The organism is Arenibacter latericius DSM 15913, from assembly GCF_000424985.1.
Lineage (GTDB): Bacteria > Bacteroidota > Bacteroidia > Flavobacteriales > Flavobacteriaceae > Arenibacter > Arenibacter latericius.
In genome coordinates this window covers 1-17,979 of the sequence record NZ_AUKX01000067.1, presented here as the reverse complement: position 1 = coordinate 17,979, position 17,979 = coordinate 1, and the positions used below count along the sequence as shown (strand labels likewise).

At 38.0% G+C, this 17,979-nt stretch carries 14 protein-coding genes; 8 read left to right on the top strand and 6 right to left on the bottom strand.

What is annotated here, in order from left to right:
- Positions 1–407 precede the first annotated feature (407 nt).
- The 3 genes from H344_RS0115725 (at position 408) to H344_RS0115715 (ending at position 4,192) form a co-directional block, all read left to right on the top strand.
- The gene (locus H344_RS0115725) at positions 408–797 is read left to right on the top strand and encodes a hypothetical protein (RefSeq protein WP_026811172.1); all 390 of its coding nucleotides are present in this window, start codon (positions 408–410) and stop codon (positions 795–797) included.
- Between the two features lie 263 nt (positions 798–1,060).
- Positions 1,061–1,939 (top strand): DUF4382 domain-containing protein, encoded by an 879-nt coding sequence (locus H344_RS0115720; RefSeq protein WP_034256830.1) that lies wholly within the window; start codon positions 1,061–1,063, stop codon positions 1,937–1,939.
- Between the two features lie 1,221 nt (positions 1,940–3,160).
- The gene (locus H344_RS0115715; RefSeq protein ID WP_026811170.1) at positions 3,161–4,192 is read left to right on the top strand and encodes a hypothetical protein; all 1,032 of its coding nucleotides are present in this window, start codon (positions 3,161–3,163) and stop codon (positions 4,190–4,192) included.
- 1,060 nt (positions 4,193–5,252) lie between these two features.
- Here the strand turns inward: H344_RS0115715 and H344_RS0115710 are convergent.
- The 3 genes from H344_RS0115710 to H344_RS0115700 form a co-directional block, all read right to left on the bottom strand.
- Positions 5,253–6,938, bottom strand: coding sequence for an FAD-dependent oxidoreductase (locus tag H344_RS0115710; protein ID WP_034256827.1), 1,686 nt, complete (start codon positions 6,936–6,938; stop codon positions 5,253–5,255).
- 194 nt (positions 6,939–7,132) lie between these two features.
- A complete protein-coding gene (locus H344_RS0115705; RefSeq protein ID WP_026811168.1) occupies positions 7,133–8,479 on the bottom strand; it encodes a Gfo/Idh/MocA family protein in 1,347 nt (448 codons plus the stop codon).
- Between the two features lie 57 nt (positions 8,480–8,536).
- Positions 8,537–9,556 carry a Gfo/Idh/MocA family protein gene (locus tag H344_RS0115700; protein WP_034256825.1) on the bottom strand — a complete coding sequence of 340 codons (1,020 nt, stop codon included), beginning with the start codon at positions 9,554–9,556 and terminating at the stop codon, positions 8,537–8,539.
- A gap of 852 nt (positions 9,557–10,408) precedes the next feature.
- On the opposite strand from H344_RS0115700, the gene H344_RS0115695 reads away from it, so the two are divergent.
- The 5 genes from H344_RS0115695 (at position 10,409) to nagA (ending at position 16,165) form a co-directional block, all read left to right on the top strand.
- On the top strand, positions 10,409–11,506 hold the full coding sequence (locus tag H344_RS0115695; protein WP_026811166.1) for a substrate-binding domain-containing protein: 1,098 nt from the start codon (positions 10,409–10,411) through the stop codon (positions 11,504–11,506).
- Positions 11,507–11,619: 113 nt separating this feature from the next.
- Positions 11,620–12,378 carry a glucosamine-6-phosphate deaminase gene (locus tag H344_RS0115690; protein ID WP_026811165.1) on the top strand — a complete coding sequence of 253 codons (759 nt, stop codon included), beginning with the start codon at positions 11,620–11,622 and terminating at the stop codon, positions 12,376–12,378.
- Between the two features lie 36 nt (positions 12,379–12,414).
- A complete protein-coding gene (locus tag H344_RS0115685; protein ID WP_026811164.1) occupies positions 12,415–13,446 on the top strand; it encodes a Gfo/Idh/MocA family protein in 1,032 nt (343 codons plus the stop codon).
- A 45-nt stretch (positions 13,447–13,491) separates the two neighbouring features.
- Complete coding sequence (locus H344_RS0115680) at positions 13,492–14,958, top strand: sodium:solute symporter family protein (RefSeq protein ID WP_026811163.1); 1,467 nt, start codon at positions 13,492–13,494, stop codon at positions 14,956–14,958.
- A gap of 7 nt (positions 14,959–14,965) precedes the next feature.
- Entirely contained in the window at positions 14,966–16,165 is a 1,200-nt protein-coding gene (gene nagA / locus H344_RS0115675; protein WP_026811162.1) for an N-acetylglucosamine-6-phosphate deacetylase, read from the top strand.
- A 196-nt stretch (positions 16,166–16,361) separates the two neighbouring features.
- Here the strand turns inward: nagA and H344_RS0115670 are convergent, their stop codons facing one another.
- The 3 genes from H344_RS0115670 to H344_RS20545 form a co-directional block, all read right to left on the bottom strand.
- Positions 16,362–16,859: a hypothetical protein gene (locus tag H344_RS0115670; RefSeq protein ID WP_026811161.1), complete on the bottom strand. Its 498-nt coding sequence runs from the start codon at positions 16,857–16,859 to the stop codon at positions 16,362–16,364.
- Between the two features lie 87 nt (positions 16,860–16,946).
- Complete coding sequence (locus H344_RS0115665; RefSeq protein ID WP_026811160.1) at positions 16,947–17,429, bottom strand: Hsp20/alpha crystallin family protein; 483 nt, start codon at positions 17,427–17,429, stop codon at positions 16,947–16,949.
- A gap of 292 nt (positions 17,430–17,721) precedes the next feature.
- Positions 17,722–17,979: transposase (locus H344_RS20545; protein WP_034256823.1), on the bottom strand; the 258-nt coding region annotated here is incomplete at its 5' end.

The window sequence follows — 17,979 nt, the reverse complement described above, 5'->3', positions numbered from 1 at the left end:
AGATCAGCAGCATTAGGACTCACCTGCTGAAAATAGGTGCTACCATTAAAATAACCAAAAGAAGAATTTATTACCGGCTCTCCAAAGCCTTTGTGTACCAGCATCTATTCCAGGAATTGCTCTCTGGCTAAAAGTTACTCATCTCACTGTTTATCAGTCTTGGGATACCTATGCCTTATCGGGAAATTTCAACAATATCAGGACTAAAAATAGTCATATCTGCACTAAAATTTACAGAAGGTTCATCTAACAGCTGGAAAACTATCCCGGAAAATTACCTTAATCCAGGGAATGCAAAATTTATCCTCAAATTCCTTGAAGAAAAAACTCTTGGTGAATAATGCGGGTTAGCCACCTTAAACTATGAAAACCCAGATGCAGGATATTTTGCTAAAACCACTCTAAGTGTGGTAAAAAACGGAGACATTATTGGAACCATCACCTTGGGAAATTCGGTTCGCGTCACCTATAACCTTACCAATCAGAGTACTTTAACTATGGGGGATGAAGGGTATATTATCTCATGGACCTATTTGGATGAAGCTGCGAGTATGAAAGGTACAGAAAACACCATAAACCAAGTACGCAGAGACGGAACAAAGTCTATCGAGGCAGAGAATACCGTGGTATATGAGCTCGAATTTAAACCGGGGTGGAATTTGGTGCAAACAGAAGTGATTGGAAAATACGATCTTGAGCACGAGCGCGGGCTAAATGCCTCTTGGTTTAAAAAGCACCTCCATAAAGTAGTTCTAGAAATACCCGAAGATGCTGCCTATTATTTTAGGTTGAAATAGAGAGGCTTCCTATTAAACCCTAACCGCATTATTATCTAATGGGCAAAATTCTTTTCTCTTTTCCAAACTTTTTTCACTCCTATTACGTTTAACTTTAATAGAAAACTTCGGTTAATTAACTCTCTAAATAAGTGCTTTTTATCGAAAAAATAAAAATCGCGGAATTTTAGGTAGGGTTTTTGTATGGGTAGGTTGTTATATTTACCCGATATTTCTTTTAAAGGGATGAATCAAATTTTTAATGTTTAACGAAAAGGAACAAAATGAAGAAGAATTTAATTTTATTTTTTACAATTGTATTTTTAAGCCTTGCCATTGGATGTACGGACAATGACGATGCAGGCTCGGATATGGGAAGGCTTTCCGTTCATCTAACGGATGCTCCATTTCCACATCATTTGGTTGCAGAGGCCAATGTAACCGTATTTAAGATTGATGCCAGAAATAAAAGTAAAGATGGCGAAACATCCGAGGAAAATGATGGTTCCCCTTTTGTGGTTCTTATGGAGAAGGAAGTACCTGTAAACCTTTTAGAGCTTACCAATGGAGTTACGGAGACTTTGGTAGACCTGGAGGTTCCTGTTGGACAGTACGACCTAGTGCGTGTTTATGTAAAAGGAGTTAATGTGGTTCTTACTGATGGAACCACCTATGACCTAAAAGTTCCAAGTGGCGAACAGACAGGAATTAAAGTCTTTATAAAGCCTGGTCTTACGGTTAAAGGCGGACTCTCATCCGATCTACTCTTAGATTTTGACGTGAGTCGCTCTTTTGTAGCGAAAGGAAGCGCCAATAAGGTAGATGGTATCACCGGGTTCAACTTTAAGCCTGTTATAAAAGCCAGCAATCTATCTACCGCAGGTACGCTAACCGGTAAAGTAAATACAATTAAGGATGATAACGAAGTGGCCCTAGCAGGAGCACAGATCTCAGTATTTGCTGCTGATACTTTAAATACTACTGGTTTCTCTGATGTTGATGGTAACTATACCATTATGGGTCTGGACGCAGGCGATTACAAGATTGTAACTGAATTAGATGGTTATATACCAAGTGACGTCTTGGAGGCTGAAATAACTGCAGCTAATAAAACTATTCTTGACTTTACGTTGGAGCCAGAATCCACGCAGGACGGGAATTAATATTAACTGCTTATACAAGAAAGGTGCTATCTGCGGATTGCACCTTTTTTTTGTTTTTGGACCTCATATTTATAATACTGCGCTTCCATGTCACTAGACTTTATATATTAATGGATTTCAATTATTATATGGCTAGTTCAATATTCTAAAACTGAAACCAAATATAAGGGTGACTGTGAACATTAACCTCATATAGCATTTCGAATAATTTTCTTAACCATCTAAAATCCCTTATATAAAGTTGATTATTGATTCATTTATAAGTGTAAAACTGTGTACATCTAATTATTAACCCTAAATTAGTTGTAGAAAACAAGAACAAGTCAGTTTACGCACCCATATCCCACAATTCTCCTCATTTTGAAAAGGACTTAATCTAGAAAAATGAATAAATTAAGAACCAATAGAAATTTAACATTTATAAATTTTACAATTGTGTCTTACTTTATACTAATTTGGTTGATAAACTTTTATAAGATAGAGTGTGTATTAGTAGGTGTTTTTAGAGAAATACTCACAATTCCTTTTCTTATCGCACAAGTGGTTTTTCTTGTCATAGGAATCAAGCATCTAACAAACCATCCTCGAAGTACATTAAACATACTAAGTGTAATATCATTAGTAATCTGTACCATAATCATAACGTATAGTTTCTTTTAAAATTACCCACTTAAATTAGGTAACCAATTTATAAACTATATGCAAGCATCTCTTTCTATTAGGCAAAATTAAGTGGTTTGCATTTTTAGTTTGTAGTACCCAAATCTAGAATTTGTAATCTAATATTTACACCTAACTCCAACTTCCTATCATTTAACGAAAAGTTGAAGTCTTGTAACCAATTATTATTATATTGGTCTCTTATCTAAATTTTAAAAAGAGTTAGTTGTTACTACCTATTACTGTAAAGAAGTAATTTAAAAAAACAGCTTATAGTTAGTATAAAGAACGCCTCCATACCTGAAATAAACCTGCTATCAAACAAATAATCGGATTTTAAAATTACGGTCATAACTTTTGCTCCAAATATAGACGTGATGACCTAATAAAATCTAACTACTAACGTTTAAGTATTAGACAGTAAGAAAATTGATGAACTAAAAACCGGATTCCATTCTATTCATTTTAGAACAGGGTATTCCTAACATTGTTTGTCACCGATTATTAGTGGTAAAGATGAATTGATTTTTATAATGATTAAATTTTAATCTGTGTTATTTAATGGTATTAGGAAACGTTTTTAGAAGAATAGGATTTTGGTCGACGGATTACATAAAGGGAAAACAAGTTAGAAAACATTATCAGGATATTTCATCAATAATGGAAAATCCCTTTTCTTCCGAATCAATAAAAAGGAGAGATCATCTACTTACAAGGTTACTTCTACATACCGCAGGAACTGTCCCTTTTTATTCTCAATTAAATTCTACAAGACTTGATAATTTCCCTGTAGTCAACAAAACAATGGTTTTAAAAGATCTAGATCAGTTTAAATCCTCTAAGTATTTAAACCGGGAATTATACAAAGTAACTATTGGTAGATCTACAGGCACTCCCTTTTATCTGTATTACAATAGGAACAAAAGAAAAAGAAATACTGCCGATGTGCTATACTTTTTCGGTAAGGCTGGATACAAACTTGGTGATAAGTTATATGATTTGGAAGTATGGGGAGAGCATAATAAAAAAAGTAAAATTAAGGCTTGGATGCAAAATGTAGTTCATTTTGATATATCAAAAATTACAGACACAAGAATCAACACCCTTATTCAGCTTTTAAAAAAAGACAAACAATACAAAACTATTTTAGGTTTCTCATCTACTTTAGAATCTATAGGCCAATATCTAGATAAAACTGACCAAAAATTTAAAGTTAAGAATATCCGTACAATTATTGCGGGTCCAGATTGTATAAACTCATACACTAAAAATACAATGAGTACGTATTTCAATGCTCCTGTATTTGCTAAATATTCTAATGAAGAATTGGGAATACTGGCACATCAGGCCGTTGATTCTGGAGAAAATTTCAATATCAATTGGGCTAGTTATTTCATAGAGCTTTTAGACCTGGAAAAAGACGAACCAGTTAAGCAAGGAGAATTGGGTAGGATTGTGGTTACCGACCTTTTTAATTATGCTATACCTATAATCCGGTATGACACGGGTGATATTGCAAGATTTTCCAAGACTGATGATAACCTAATTCATTTTGAACATATTGAGAGTAGAATGATGGATTTAATGCACTAAAATCAAAGGAATGTTTATGCTAGATTTATTGTCTACACTGCAGTTCTCCACACAATCATCAATTAAATTAAGGAGTAAGACAGTACAATAGAATTCCACTTAAGATTCCTAAAGATTTCATCTATTTGACTTCTGCAAGTTGCCTACTCTCTTATCTTCACTAATAACGCCTTTAATAAGTTCCGTAAAGGTTGTTATGGTTCAAGCACAAAAATTGTGTTACTTAAATTAAAAGGAAGGAGCAATAGCAAGAACCATCCTTTTTTTGACATGTTAATTCTTTTTTCCATTGATGAAAAGCTCAGCATTCATGAATTCTTTTAAAAGGCAATAGATAAGGAGATGAATAAAAAAGTATTCAACCCGCCCGTTCCAGTTCGCCCGCCTGACCTAGTTCGGGCAGGGTCGAAAAAAACCTAGGCTTATTTCTCTATTATTGAAATCTACATATTTTTTACTGCCACAACGTTCGGAATGCTTTCACTAAGTTGAACATGGGCTGTTGTACGCCTTCTTCCGGTAGGTAAATTTTTCTTCGGCAAACGTCGAGATTTCTTGATTTGCTATTAAAAGAGAAAGTATGCCGAAAACCTTTCTATGAAGGCTTCTTGTTTTGTTTTCCTTATCCGTAGAATAGGATTCAAAAGCTCCGAGATTCAGCTTTTTTATTTTCAAAAAAGCGCGGAGTTTTGAAACCGATTTTTAGATTTAATCTAAAAAATTCCTCGGAGAAGGTGTCTTTTCTTTTGTTTCGTTTTCTTTGGACAAGCAAAGAAAATGAAAGAATATATTTGGGAAAAACTCAGTTAAAGGTATTTTGATAACTTTATTAATTCGAAAAGTATTTAAGTTACGATGTTTGCAGAAATACAACAATTGTTCAGGATCCGTTGTGATCTACTCTTTAAAACCACTTTCTTCTTGAACAGCTCGGACATTGTGCGATACGTAGTCTGAATGTATAAACTACACTGTTAAAATAAAAATATTAGATTCACAAAGCCTGTCATATATTAATGTCCCGAAGATAAAAATGCAATACTGAGGCTATGTTACCCAACTACTTTAATCTTTGACCATCATTAAGTAACTGCTCTTTTAAGCTGGAATAAGACACCTCTTGCACATTGGTATTACCATCTATAGCAAGTGCTGCTGCCGTGGCTGCAGATTGTCCTAAAACCATAAAAACCGGCTCCATACGGATAGACCCAAAGGCAATGTGGGATGCACTAACACAAACCAGGACGATTAAATTTTCACATTCTTCCTTTTTGGGGACTATGGACCTGTAGCTTATAGGATAGGGCTTAAAACCATGGGCTTCAACATTACCTTCATTTTGAACATATCCATTGGCATCTACATACCGCTGCACATGATGAGAATCCATTCCATAAGCTGCCATACCAATAGCATCTTCAGCCACAATTATTGCCTCACAATTATGCTGGGTCATCACATAATCGCTTATCATCCTTCTGGCCTCGCGGATATAAAGCTGTTGTTGCCAACCATCAACCCGTTCAAATTCGTCCTTAGCTGTACCCCATTTTGAAGCTTCCTCACGCACCTCAGCTGGAATCCTTGGATGATTGGCCAAGGTCCACATCAATCCCATTTGATAGTTCCTATGGTCCTCGATTATCTTTTCTCGTTCCGCATAGGAAGCCTCTGGATAATCATAATTCTTACCGATATAGTCGGTTGAAAAGCCAAATTTGTTGTTTGTATCCGTTTTTCTATTGGGCATTTTAGTATTTATCCAAGGTAAGAGGGAAATACCATAGGTGTACATTTCGCTAATCGGACCTTTTCTTGCCTCATAATTTCGGAACAACAGTTCATAATTAACCTCGTCATAATTAGTAGGTTTCTGAAAAGGAATCCGATTTTCTGGATGATCTGTAAGACACATCCTAAAACAGTAAGCCTGAATCTTCTTATCCCCTTCCCCTTCCTGTCCTGGTTTCTCATTTATATTAGGCAATAGACCAGATGTTGGATCGCCTTTTATAACATAGGGATCCACCCTTGGAAGAAAGTTATGGTGTATCGCATTTTTAGAAACCCGATTTCCCAAGGTACTATTTAGATAATTTGCCTGCACCCCATTAAGGGTTTCCCCATAAAGTTCATTCGCTTCTCTCCCATAGGTGTAAGATACTCCAGACGAAGCCATAAGATCGCCCTCATACGTGGCATCTATAAAGACTTTTCCAATAAACGTCTTACCACTTTCCATGGTAATGGATTGAATTTGCCCATCAACCTTCTTAACCCCAGATTCCCTATTTAGTCTTTCCTTATAGACCAATTTAATGTTCTCCTTATCAATCATAGCCTTATATACCGAAAGAGCAGCAGAAGGCTCAAAAGTCCACATGGTGGCCTCTCCCTCCTCTGTTCGGGATTGTTTACCCACCATATAGTCGGATTTATGTTCCCATTTCCAATTTTCAGGGACATCGTAGTATTTTTTGATGTTCTCATAGAACTCCCGTGAAATACCGCCTATAGCCTGTTTATTGCCAATATCCGTTGCTCCTAACCCTCCAGTTGTAAGTCCGCCTACCCGATTAGTTGGTTCTATGAGCACTACAGACTTCCCCATTCTACTGCTTTGTATCGCAGCAGCAACTCCGGCAGAAGTTCCCCCATAAATAACAATATCATAATTATTGGATTGCCCATTAGCAAAATGCACTAGGGTAAACAGTAAAAGGAAGTTTAATAATCTAGTCATAATTCTTGTTTGATGGTTAAAATTGCCTTACACCTACACGCTAAAAATATTCACATCTTTATAAGATAGTAAAACACTATTTTACAAATCTTTACAAGGTTTATTTGAACTTTTACTGCAACACAATTGTAACCCTCCGGATAAAGAAATTACGATAGTAATGACTATTTAAGAGTCATAAAAAGGCACTGAAATTAAGACAACAAATTCTCCCATCCGGGCGCGTACACTCTACTCCAATATTTCATAGCTTCCTTATTGTTGAGGATGTGCCCTGTTTGGGGATCAATATTCAGCGCGCTATTAGAGCGTAATGCGATGTTCCCCAGCTGAACTAGCAAGGTGCTTTTATGACCACCCGTTATATCGGAATTTAATGGTGTCCCTTTTCGGATTGCGTCAAACAAATTTTGAATATGCAGCACGTCCAAATCCTGGGAAGGATCAGATAAATTAGCAGTGCTTATTTGTCGACTACCGCTCACTTCTTTTATCAACTTATTATTTAAATCGTACACCTTATAAGAATTGCCTCCTTCTATTACCATAGAGCCATCCTCTCCATAAAAAACTACCCCAACACCTACTCCCTCAACGGATCTCCCATTACAACTACGCCCTTCCCATGTCATTAAAGTATTATTTGGAAACTCTAGGTTTATCACCTGTGTATCAGGCGTCTCCCAATCATCCTCATATCTATACCTACCACCATTTGAACTCACTTTGGTGGGGTATTCTACTCCTAATCCCCATCTTGCCAAATCCACAAAGTGGGTACCATTATTCAGTGCTTCCCCTGTTCCCCAGTTCCAAAACCAGTGCCAATTGTAGTGCACAATATTATCCCTAAAAGCTTCCCGCGGAGCAGGCCCTTGCCATAAATCATAATCTAACCACGAGGGCACTTCCGTAACCTTCCCAATCCCTATAGAGGGTCTGTTGTTAGAGTACCAGGTTTTGGCAAAATAAGGCCGACCAATAATTCCGTTTTTAAGTTCCGTAATAGCGGTAATTACATTAGGCCATGAACGGCGCTGATTCCCCATCTGCACCACCCTATTGTACTTTTTTGCCGCTGCCACCGCTAATTCCCCTTCACGAGGATTATGGCTCGCCGGCTTTTCTAAATAAACATGTTTCCCTGCCTTGCAAGCCATTATTGCAGCAGGCGCATGCCAGTGGTCTGGTGCCGCAACGATCAAGATATCCACCTCCTTATCCTCTAAAGCTTTTCTAAAGTCGGTGACGTGTTTAGGCTTTCTATCTTGGATTTTGGCTATGCTACTTATAAACTTTTCGGACGCTCTAGAATCCACATCACAGGAGTACAAAACTTCGCAATTGGGTTGCTTGGCAAAGTTAGATCCCACTGCATGCCCTCTACTATTCACCCCCATAGTAGCCACTTTAAGACGCTCATTAGATCCTAATATGCTAGCGTAGCTTTTAGCGCTAAACCCTGGTAAAACGCCTCCTATTGCAACTGCAGAGGCACTAATTGCTGTTTTTTTAATGAATGATCTTCTTTTGTTTATCATGAGAAGTTATTTTAATAGACTTTTACACTTAATTTTCTACATTTTTCAACGCTATATTCACCCTTTTTGCATCATTTCCTCCAATGAAACTGGTTTCCCGCCTCTGAGTTTACTTTCATCGGCAGCAGCCATAAAGGCGAAAATTTCCAAGGTTTCTTCAGAACTGACTGGCACCACCCCTGTTTTAAAGAAATTAATAATTGCTATTATCAAGGGATCATAACCGTCCAATATCTTCACCTTTTCTGCCACTCCTGAGCTTCCATGAACAACACCTCCAAAAGAAGTTTTCCCACCTTCTGGCGTAGCTGTAAAGACGCCTATTCTACCATCACCCCATACGCCTGTGAGCACAGAAGAGGTTGGAGTATCCAATCTCATTACTTCTTTACACCCAGTACCCATTAATGTAAATAGCGCTTCTATAGCGTGAATCCCATAATAAGCCATGTCCAAATGTCCTACTTGCCTTCCAGCAGGACCATAAGTATGGGCTCCCAAGACCTTACCAACTACTTCACTTCCTTTCATAATCGCAACGGATTCTGGTGCAAAGCGGGTACTGGAGGCCGAAAATATAGGAGTCTTATACTTCTTGGAGGCCTCAAAAATAGCTCTCGCATCTTTTAAGGAATGGGACAATGGTTTATCAATAAACATTGGCTTCCCCGCTTTTAGCACTGGCAAGGCTTCATCTAGGTGTCTTCTTCCATCAACAGATTCTAACAAAACAAAATCGACCTTGCTTAGAAGCTCTTCAATAGAATGGACGATTTGGACCCCCATACCCTTAATTTCCTCAGTAAACTTATCTAACCGATCTATGCTCACAGGCATATCGGCACTTCCTTTGGTGGGATAGGCTGCAACAACGGTGAATCCCTCAAATTCCGATCTTTCCGGATCGTTTATGGCTTTAGTAAAAGCGGTAACATGGGAAGTATCCAATCCTATCATTCCTATCTTACCCTTAAGACTACTTTTCCCATTAGCATAAAGTGAAACGTCTCCTACGAGCCCTAATCCTATACTGGCCAAGGCGGTTGATTTTATAAAATTACGGCGTTTATTTCCCATACGATTTGAATAATTTATGTGCTTATTTATAGATTTTACCACTATATTTCCCAGACAATTTCGACTATTTAATCAGTTATTACTCGTTGCTCTCTTATCATCTAATTAAATTTACAAAACTTGGTTTTAAGGTATTTATGATGTTTTACTTATAATTTCATTTTCAGTTTTTTTAGGATACTATCTAAGTATATATTGGGATTACATTATGTTGTAAATTTTGTAATTGAATCATACGGGCTTCTAATCAATTTCTCTAACCTACTTGCTTTCATTTCTTTTGCTCGCCCAAAAGAAACGAAACAAAGAAAAAGGCGCCTTATCCAATGAATTTTTTCGACACCGAGGTCGAAAAACCATAGACGAAACTCCGCGTCGCTACGTTCCTCCGCTCCTGCTCTCGGAGCTTTCGTCCATTATTCTGCGGATAAGGAGTTTTGCTTCGCCTTTTAAATAGTATACTACAACTTAACCACCCTAACTTATGTATCTTTATTTCATGTTCTCGGCCTGCCCGAGGTAGGGACTCCATACCTAAAGGTATATACGGATAAGTGTGCTTTTTAAAATCCTCTCCTTTCAAATCAGTTTTAAACAAAAAACACACTTAAAGTAAAGGTCACCATAATTCTACATAAAACATTGGATAACAGTATTTACAACAATTAAACTTCTACAATAAACAAGTAAAATATCAAAAATGTGTAGCTACACAGTTTTAAAATACACCTCTGATATTTGTAGCCTAATTTAAATAAAATTAGCTATTATTATTCCACTAAATGAATAATAATTATAAATTTGTGTGCGCACACAACTGTAATTATTGCGCTAATCTATATTTTTTAGGGAGTGAGCAAAGCAAAAAAGACAACTATACAAGACCTTGCCGATTATGCCAATGTTTCTATTGGAACTGTTGACAGGGTAATCCATAAACGCGGAAAGGTCTCCCCTACGAAACAAAAAAAAGTAGAGGAAGCAATTAAACATTTAAATTTTAATCCTAACCTCCTAGCAAGGACCTTAGCTCTAGGACAACAATTTAATATTTACAGCCTTCTCCCAAAAGCGAGCAATTCCAACAGTTATTGGAACCTTCCTAAGCAAGGAGTAGAAGAAGGTGTTATGAATTATAGGGATTATGGTATAGCCTGTCATCCTTTTGAATACGATCTTTTAGATGAATCGAGTTTTATTGAAAATGCAGATGCCATTATCCAAAAGAATCCTGATGGCGTAATATTGGCTCCTCTTTTTGAAAAGGAGAGTATTAACTTCATTCAGAAACTAGAGGCTAAAAATATCCCCTACGTCTTTATAGACGGGATTATCCCAAACCAGAAGAACCTTTCTTATATAGGACCCGATCTTAATGGCAGTGGTCATTTGGCAGGAAAGCTGATGAGCACCATTTTAGACAGCTCAGATGATGTATTAGTCCTGAATTTTGTAAAAGGCCTAGAAAACAGTCATATCAACACCATAGAGAAAGGCTTCCGTGAGTTTTTTGGAACTTCCCAAGCAACGAGGACAGGAAAGATTAATACCCTTACCATCCCCTCTATAAAAGAAGAGGATATAACGCGAGAATTAACAAAATACTACATTAAAAACCCTGGTACAAAAGGCGTGTTCGTCACCAATTCTAGAGCCCATATTATTGCAAAGTATCACGCCATGTACGAATTATCTATCAAGGTGATAGGGTTTGATATGCTACAGGCAAATATCCATGAAATGAAGAATGGAAATATAGACTACCTTATATCACAAAGACCTATTTCCCAGGGCAATATGGCAGTTAAGGCACTTTTTGAATATTTTGTCCACAAAAAATCACCTATAAAAATTCAGCATACCCCTCTAGATATTATTATCAAAGAAAACATAGATTATTATGTAAGTTTTAACGAGACTAATGATGGCGACAAAATCGATAAAGAATAGTTTCTTTTTAACATGCAACTTTGCTTAATGGTCGCACTCCCCTCCTATCCTATCATTGGAGGTTTAACTTTTAGATTATGAAGAGAGGTAATTAAAAATATAAAACCAACAATATGAAGACTGATCTGACCATAGAAAACATCCCGATATCCATATATGACACCCCCGAAGATATGGGTCGTGCTGCAGCTGATTATGTAGAAGGCAAGTTGAAAGATGCCATTGCCCAAAAGGGAAGTGCCAATCTAATTTTTGCCACAGGCGCTTCCCAGTTTACCTTTTTAAAGGCTTTGAAGGGTAAGGAGATCGATTGGCAGAAAATAACGGTCTTCCACTTAGATGAGTACTGCGGTATTCCTGACATCCATCCGGCTAGTTTTAGAAAGTATCTAAAGGAAAGAATTTTGGATGAAGTGAACCCCAAAAAGGTACACTTCCTAAACGGGGATGCAGATGATATAGAACAAGAGGTAGAGCAATATGCAAGGGAGCTAAAAAACCACCCCATAGATATTGCCTGTATCGGAATAGGAGAAAATGGTCATATCGCTTTTAACGACCCACCTGTGGCCGATTTTAATGACCCAAAATGGGTTAAGTTGGTAACCTTGGACGAGGCATGCAAAAACCAGCAAATTGGCGAAGGATGGTTTCCTACCATGGATGATGTGCCCAAGCAAGCCCTCACCTTGACCATACCAGCTATACTAAGCAGTAAATTCATCAGCTGTGTTGTACCGGACCAAAGAAAGGCGGAGGCATTGTACAATACCTTTTATAAACCAATAAGTACCGAATGTCCGGCTTCAATCTTAAGAAAACATCCTAATACAAGAATGTTTCTAGACAAAGGTTCCGCCTCTAAACTTTAATTGAAAAAAAATTGACCAATCTTTTATTAGTGAATTATGGATAGAAAAAAACTCGGATTTGGAATCATAGGAACAGGGGCCATAGCCTCACACCATGCTAAGAGCATTCAAGAGCTCCAGGATTGCAAATTAGTCGCAGTATGTAGTTCCACTCCGGAAAGAGCAAAAGAAGCCTCTAAGAGGCTTGGCGTTACCGCCTATTCCAATATGGAAGAGTTTTTGTCTAGGGACGACCTAGATATCGTCTCCGTTTGTACAGCGAGCGGTAGACATATGGAACCTATAATAGCCGCAGCCATGGCAGGAAAACATGTAATTGTAGAAAAACCATTAGAGGTAAGCATGGAAAGAGCAAACCGCATTATTTCTGTATGCCGTCAACAAAACGTGAAACTAGGAGTAATTTTTCAAAACAGATTCAATCCTGCCTACCTAAAGCTAAAAGAAGCCGTCCAAAATGGTGCTTTGGGGAAGTTAATTTTAGGAAATGCCTACATCAAATGGTATAGGGACGAGGGGTATTATAAAAATAGTGACTGGAAAGGAACCCTTTCAGGTGATGGTGGGGCCGCTTTGATAAACCAAGGTATCCACACTATTGACCTTCTATTGGATATTATGGGGGACGTGGAAAGTGTATTTGGAAAAGTAAAAACCATGGTTCATAATATTGAAGGAGAAGATATTGGAGTAGCTATGGTAGATTTTAAAAATGAGGCAATGGGAACCATTGAAGGTGGCACCTCCTTATACCCCGGTTATAAAGACAGATTAGAGATATTTGGGGAAAACGGCAGCGTCATCTATGAAGGGGGCGAAATCGTCAGCTGGAATTTTAAAAGTGGGGAAACATTGGCCAACAATGCCCATCAGATTTCTTCTAGTGGCGGATCGGATCCTATGGCGGTAGATTATCGTTTACATTTGGCGCAATTCAAGGATATGGTTCAAGCGATCCGCAAGGATCGTGAGCCAGAGGTAAATGGAGAAAAAGCCCTGAAATCTTTGGAATTGATCACCGCTATTTATCAATCTTCTAAGGAAAAAAGAGTAATCGAATTAAAGTAACTTTCAAATGTAAAACCATCCGCACACCACCAATAACCAACCACCATGGAATTAAACAATATCGATTATATAGTCATTGCCATCTTCTTTTTATCCATGCTCCTCATTGGGGTCTATGCCTATTTAAAAAATCAGAGTTCAGAAGATTTCTTTGTGGCTGGAGGTCATTTGCCTTGGTGGTTGTCTGGTATCTCCCATCATGTTTCAGGATACAGTGGTGCTGTCTTTGTAGCCTATGCCGCCCTCGCCTATACGTATGGTTTTTCCCTGTATGTTTGGTGGGCGTTCACCATTGGATCAGCTGTAATAGCCTCCGCAAAAATTTTCCCTGTCTATTGGGTACGTTTGCGAAAAAAATTTCAAATTCAGTCCCCCTTAGAATACCTAGCCATTCGCTATAACGTATTAACGCAACAGCTGATAGCCTGGGTGGGTGTAACACTCAAACTTTTTGATGTGGGTGCCAAATGGGCGGCCATCGCTATACTTCTTAACGTTACTACTGGAATTTCCTTCACTTATGGGATATTGATTTCAGGAGGCGTGTCGCTGATCTATATAACCATTGGCGGACTTTGGGCTGTAATCCTAACCGATCTAGCGCAATTTGTAGTACAATTGGTTGCAGGGATAACCATGTTCGTGGTAGTGTTAAACCGCTTTGAGGGTTGGGACTCCGTATTCGGCATTTGGAATGAACTCCCTTCAGAGAACAGTCAGTTATTCAATGATCCTTACACTGTTGGCTTCGCCTTGGTCTTTCTCTTGATTAATTTCCTGAGTTATAACGGAGGAAGCTGGCCCCTTGCAACTCGCTATATTTCATCAAATACCGAAAGAGAAGCTTCAAAGGCGGCCTATCTCTCGGGAATACTCTATTTAATTTGGCCCTTGATTCTCTTTTTTCCCATGTGGGCAGCCCCGCTTATTTTACCAGGTTTGGAAGATCCTTCCGAATCTTATGGTTTATTAATACAAAAATTACTACCAGATGGACTTATAGGTCTGGTGATCGCTTCTTTGTTTGCCAATACCATGTCTATGACCTCATCCGATGTAAATACAATTTCCGCTGTTATCACTAGGGATATACTTCCCGTAGTGTCCAATAAATTTAAAAACAAAGGAACCTCCTTATTTACCGCAAGGATCACCACCTTTGTTTTTACCTCCCTTACTATTGTAATCGCGTTTCAATACGAATATTTTGGTGGGGTTCTAGGCCTTATTGTCACTTGGTTTGGGGCGCTATTGGGTCCAATTGCGGTACCATTGTTATTTGGATTAATCCCCATTTTCAAAACCTGTGGGCCTAGAGCTGCTATTTCCTCTGTTTTGGCGGGATTAGTCGCCTTTACGATAACCAAATTAACATCTATGGATAGTATGGCCTTAGAAGTAGGCTTACCGGTAATGGTTAGTATGCTGGTCTTTTGTATATTCGGGTGGGTGCTAAAAGAACCTGTTTCCAAGGAGATGAATGATTTAGAGGCAGCAATAGCAAATAGATAAACATACTATGCAAAAGCTCGTAATACACAATGGTAAGATTATTACTCCCACCGGTATAATCACCAAGGGTACCCTTGAGGTGGTAGGCAATAAAATCACTGCCATTTATGAGGGCGATGCCATGACCAGCAATGTTACCATGATAGATGCTAAAGGTCTATATATCTCCCCAGGGTTTATTGATATTCATGTTCACGGTGGCGGAGGGCACGATTTTATGGATGGGGAGGTTACAGGATTTCTAAAAATTGCGGAATTACATGCTCAATATGGTACTACTGCTATGGTACCTACTACTTTGACGGGAAGCAAAGAGGATTTACTCAACATCTTAGAAATATACGATCAGGCCAATAAAGTCAATAATAATGGAGCCGAATTTTTAGGTCTGCACTTAGAAGGACCTTATTTTGCTATGAGTCAAAGGGGCGCACAAGATCCTAAATTTATCCGAGATCCAGATCCAAGTGAATATCAGGAAATTCTGCAAAGATCAAATCATATAGTACGATGGAGCGCCGCACCGGAACTAAAGGGAGCTATGGAGTTTGGTCGATATCTAAGAGAAAATAAGGTTCTGGCAGCAATTGGCCATACCGATGCTATTTACGAAGAAGTGGTGGAAGCCGTAGAAAATGGATATTCATTATCTACCCACCTCTATTCTGGCATGTCTGGAGTAAGCAGAAAAAATGCCTTCCGTTATGCAGGGGTAATAGAAAGTTCTCTTTTGATGGACGAATTGGATGTGGAAATAATTGCTGATGGGGTACATCTCCCCTCTCCTCTATTAAAATTGATCTACAAGGTGAAGGGACCACATAAAATTGCCCTGATTACTGATGCCATGCGCGCTGCGGGATGTCCGCCTGGAGAAAGTGTACTAGGCCATAAAGATCATGGCTTAAAGGTTATTGTAGAAGATGGAGTGGCAAAACTACCAGACCGTACTGCCTTTGCGGGAAGTGTTGCTACTGCTGACCTCCTGGTGAGGAATATGATACAAATGGCAGATGTGTCGCTAAGCGATGCCATATTAATGATGACCACTACCCCAGCAAGAATTATGGGTGTAGACCATACCAAGGGAAGTCTTGTTGTTGGCAAGGATGCTGATATCGTCATATTTGACCAAAACATCCAAATTCAGCAAACCATAGTGGGAGGAAGACAAGTGTATAGTTGCAGTTCTGAAAGAACAGGCTAGCGTTTGTTTTAGGGAATATCATGTTCCCTTTTTAAGCCTATTAGAAGCCTTTACAAATCGAATATACTAAACACTTGCCTTCCTCTATATCTTTAAGTTTCTTCATTAATAACGCCACTACATCTACAGATTAAAGTAGCACGTTAATCCCCTACGACTACAATTCCCGTTATACTAATGCGAGTCCAGTTTTGCGTTACTCATCACTCTTTGGATTCATTTCATGCAACTCTTCAAATTCTGCCTGATATCGATTTAAAAACTGTTTTTGCATTGTTTCCATTCGCTCTCTTAGGCGATCTATATCCATAAAATCTTGTCCAAATTCGCTCTCAAAGAAGTCATTATTAAAGAATTGTTTGGTAAAAAGGGAATCTTTCGCAAACAGATCTTGGAAACGTTGATTGTTAAACCCTTTAAAATTGCTATAAAACCTAGATTGTAAAGATTTCATTAGACTATCGGGGTTAGATTGCATTAATTCTCCAAGATTATCTGTGGAGGACCAAGAGTAAATAGAATCGTACCGAATTAGGTTTCCTTTTTCATCATACTCTTTATCTACTTTCCACGTCCCTTTAGGCTGTTCTGTAATTTGCTTATTATTATCTATTTGTTCTTTTTCTATTTTCTCCTGGCCATTACAACTTGTAGTTAAAATTGCAGCCAAAGAAAGAAGTGCTAGTTTTTTCATTTCACTTAATTTTAGTTATAATTTTTTCTATATCAATTCAAAAATTAAAGGGAGCCAATTAGTCGGCTCCCCTCTTACCTATTACATTTAAGAAATCTTAATAGTCCTTGCGGGTTTTTGTTTTGCTTCTTCCTTTTTTGGAAGTCGGACATTTAGAATGCCTTCATTGTAATTCGCTTTTATCTTATCCTCATCTACAGATTCGGGTAAACTGAAACTTCGTTTAAAGGAAGAATACCCAAATTCGCGTCGCGTATAATTTCCGTCTTTATGTTCATTTTCTTCTTCCATTTCTGTAGAGATGGAGAGAACTTGATTATCGAGGTCTATTTTAAAATCAGATTTCTTTAATCCGGGAATTGCCATTTCAACAAAGTACGCGTCTGCAGTCTCTTTGATATTGACTTTCGGTAGGCTGATGCCCGAATTGAAATTTTGAGAAAATATGGAAGGTAACCCTTCGTTAAAAAAATCGTCCATCCAAGTGGACCAAACAGGAAGGTTTGATGATTTATCTGAATTTCTGCTTATCAAACCTCCGTTCTTAGGAACATTTACTAATGTGCTCATAATTTTAAGATTTTTAGTTAAACAATAAATTCAACTTATTTAAGAGCAAAATAAATGCCAAACTGTTAGCCTCCCCTATTTTCCTTAAAAGCTATATAAATTCTATTGAAAACCTGTCTGATTTTCAGTGCGAAATAACATAAGTAAGTCATAATGACATAGTTAACTGACCAAATTACAGATATATATACTATCATATTATTAAAAATGTCTTCTTGTAAACTACCTCGGGGCAGGCCCGCCTGTATTCTATGATTAAAAAAAGGATATCTACTTTAATTTATCAACAATCCTAAGCTGCATATTTCATAAGATTAATATAGGGTTCATTTCGCGTAATAACTGCAAACATTCTGGACACTAATTTGTTTCTAATAATATTGATTGTGCTCATCTTGTTTTTTCCTTCCTCCAGTCTCCTCTGGTAATATGCTTTCATTTCCGGATTATGCTGTAAGGCCGATTTTGCACATAGATCAAGTAGGCTCTTTATTTTCTTGTTGGCTAGGTTACTAACCTTTGTCCTGCCCCTTATACTGGTTCCCGATGT

What these genes read in the sequence shown, in the direction of transcription:
- H344_RS0115720 (WP_034256830.1), top strand. Translation starts at nt 1,061, where the DNA reads ATGAAGAAGAATTTAATTTTATTTTTTACAATTGTATTTTTAAGCCTT.
- H344_RS0115715 (WP_026811170.1), top strand. Translation starts at nt 3,161, where the DNA reads ATGGTATTAGGAAACGTTTTTAGAAGAATAGGATTTTGGTCGACGGAT.
- H344_RS0115710 (WP_034256827.1), bottom strand. Translation starts at nt 6,938, where the DNA reads ATGACTAGATTATTAAACTTCCTTTTACTGTTTACCCTAGTGCATTTT.
- H344_RS0115705 (WP_026811168.1), bottom strand. Translation starts at nt 8,479, where the DNA reads ATGATAAACAAAAGAAGATCATTCATTAAAAAAACAGCAATTAGTGCC.
- H344_RS0115700 (WP_034256825.1), bottom strand. Translation starts at nt 9,556, where the DNA reads ATGGGAAATAAACGCCGTAATTTTATAAAATCAACCGCCTTGGCCAGT.
- H344_RS0115690 (WP_026811165.1), top strand. Translation starts at nt 11,620, where the DNA reads ATGAAGACTGATCTGACCATAGAAAACATCCCGATATCCATATATGAC.
- H344_RS0115685 (WP_026811164.1), top strand. Translation starts at nt 12,415, where the DNA reads ATGGATAGAAAAAAACTCGGATTTGGAATCATAGGAACAGGGGCCATA.
- H344_RS0115680 (WP_026811163.1), top strand. Translation starts at nt 13,492, where the DNA reads ATGGAATTAAACAATATCGATTATATAGTCATTGCCATCTTCTTTTTA.
- nagA (WP_026811162.1), top strand. Translation starts at nt 14,966, where the DNA reads ATGCAAAAGCTCGTAATACACAATGGTAAGATTATTACTCCCACCGGT.
- H344_RS0115670 (WP_026811161.1), bottom strand. Translation starts at nt 16,859, where the DNA reads ATGAAAAAACTAGCACTTCTTTCTTTGGCTGCAATTTTAACTACAAGT.
- H344_RS0115665 (WP_026811160.1), bottom strand. Translation starts at nt 17,429, where the DNA reads ATGAGCACATTAGTAAATGTTCCTAAGAACGGAGGTTTGATAAGCAGA.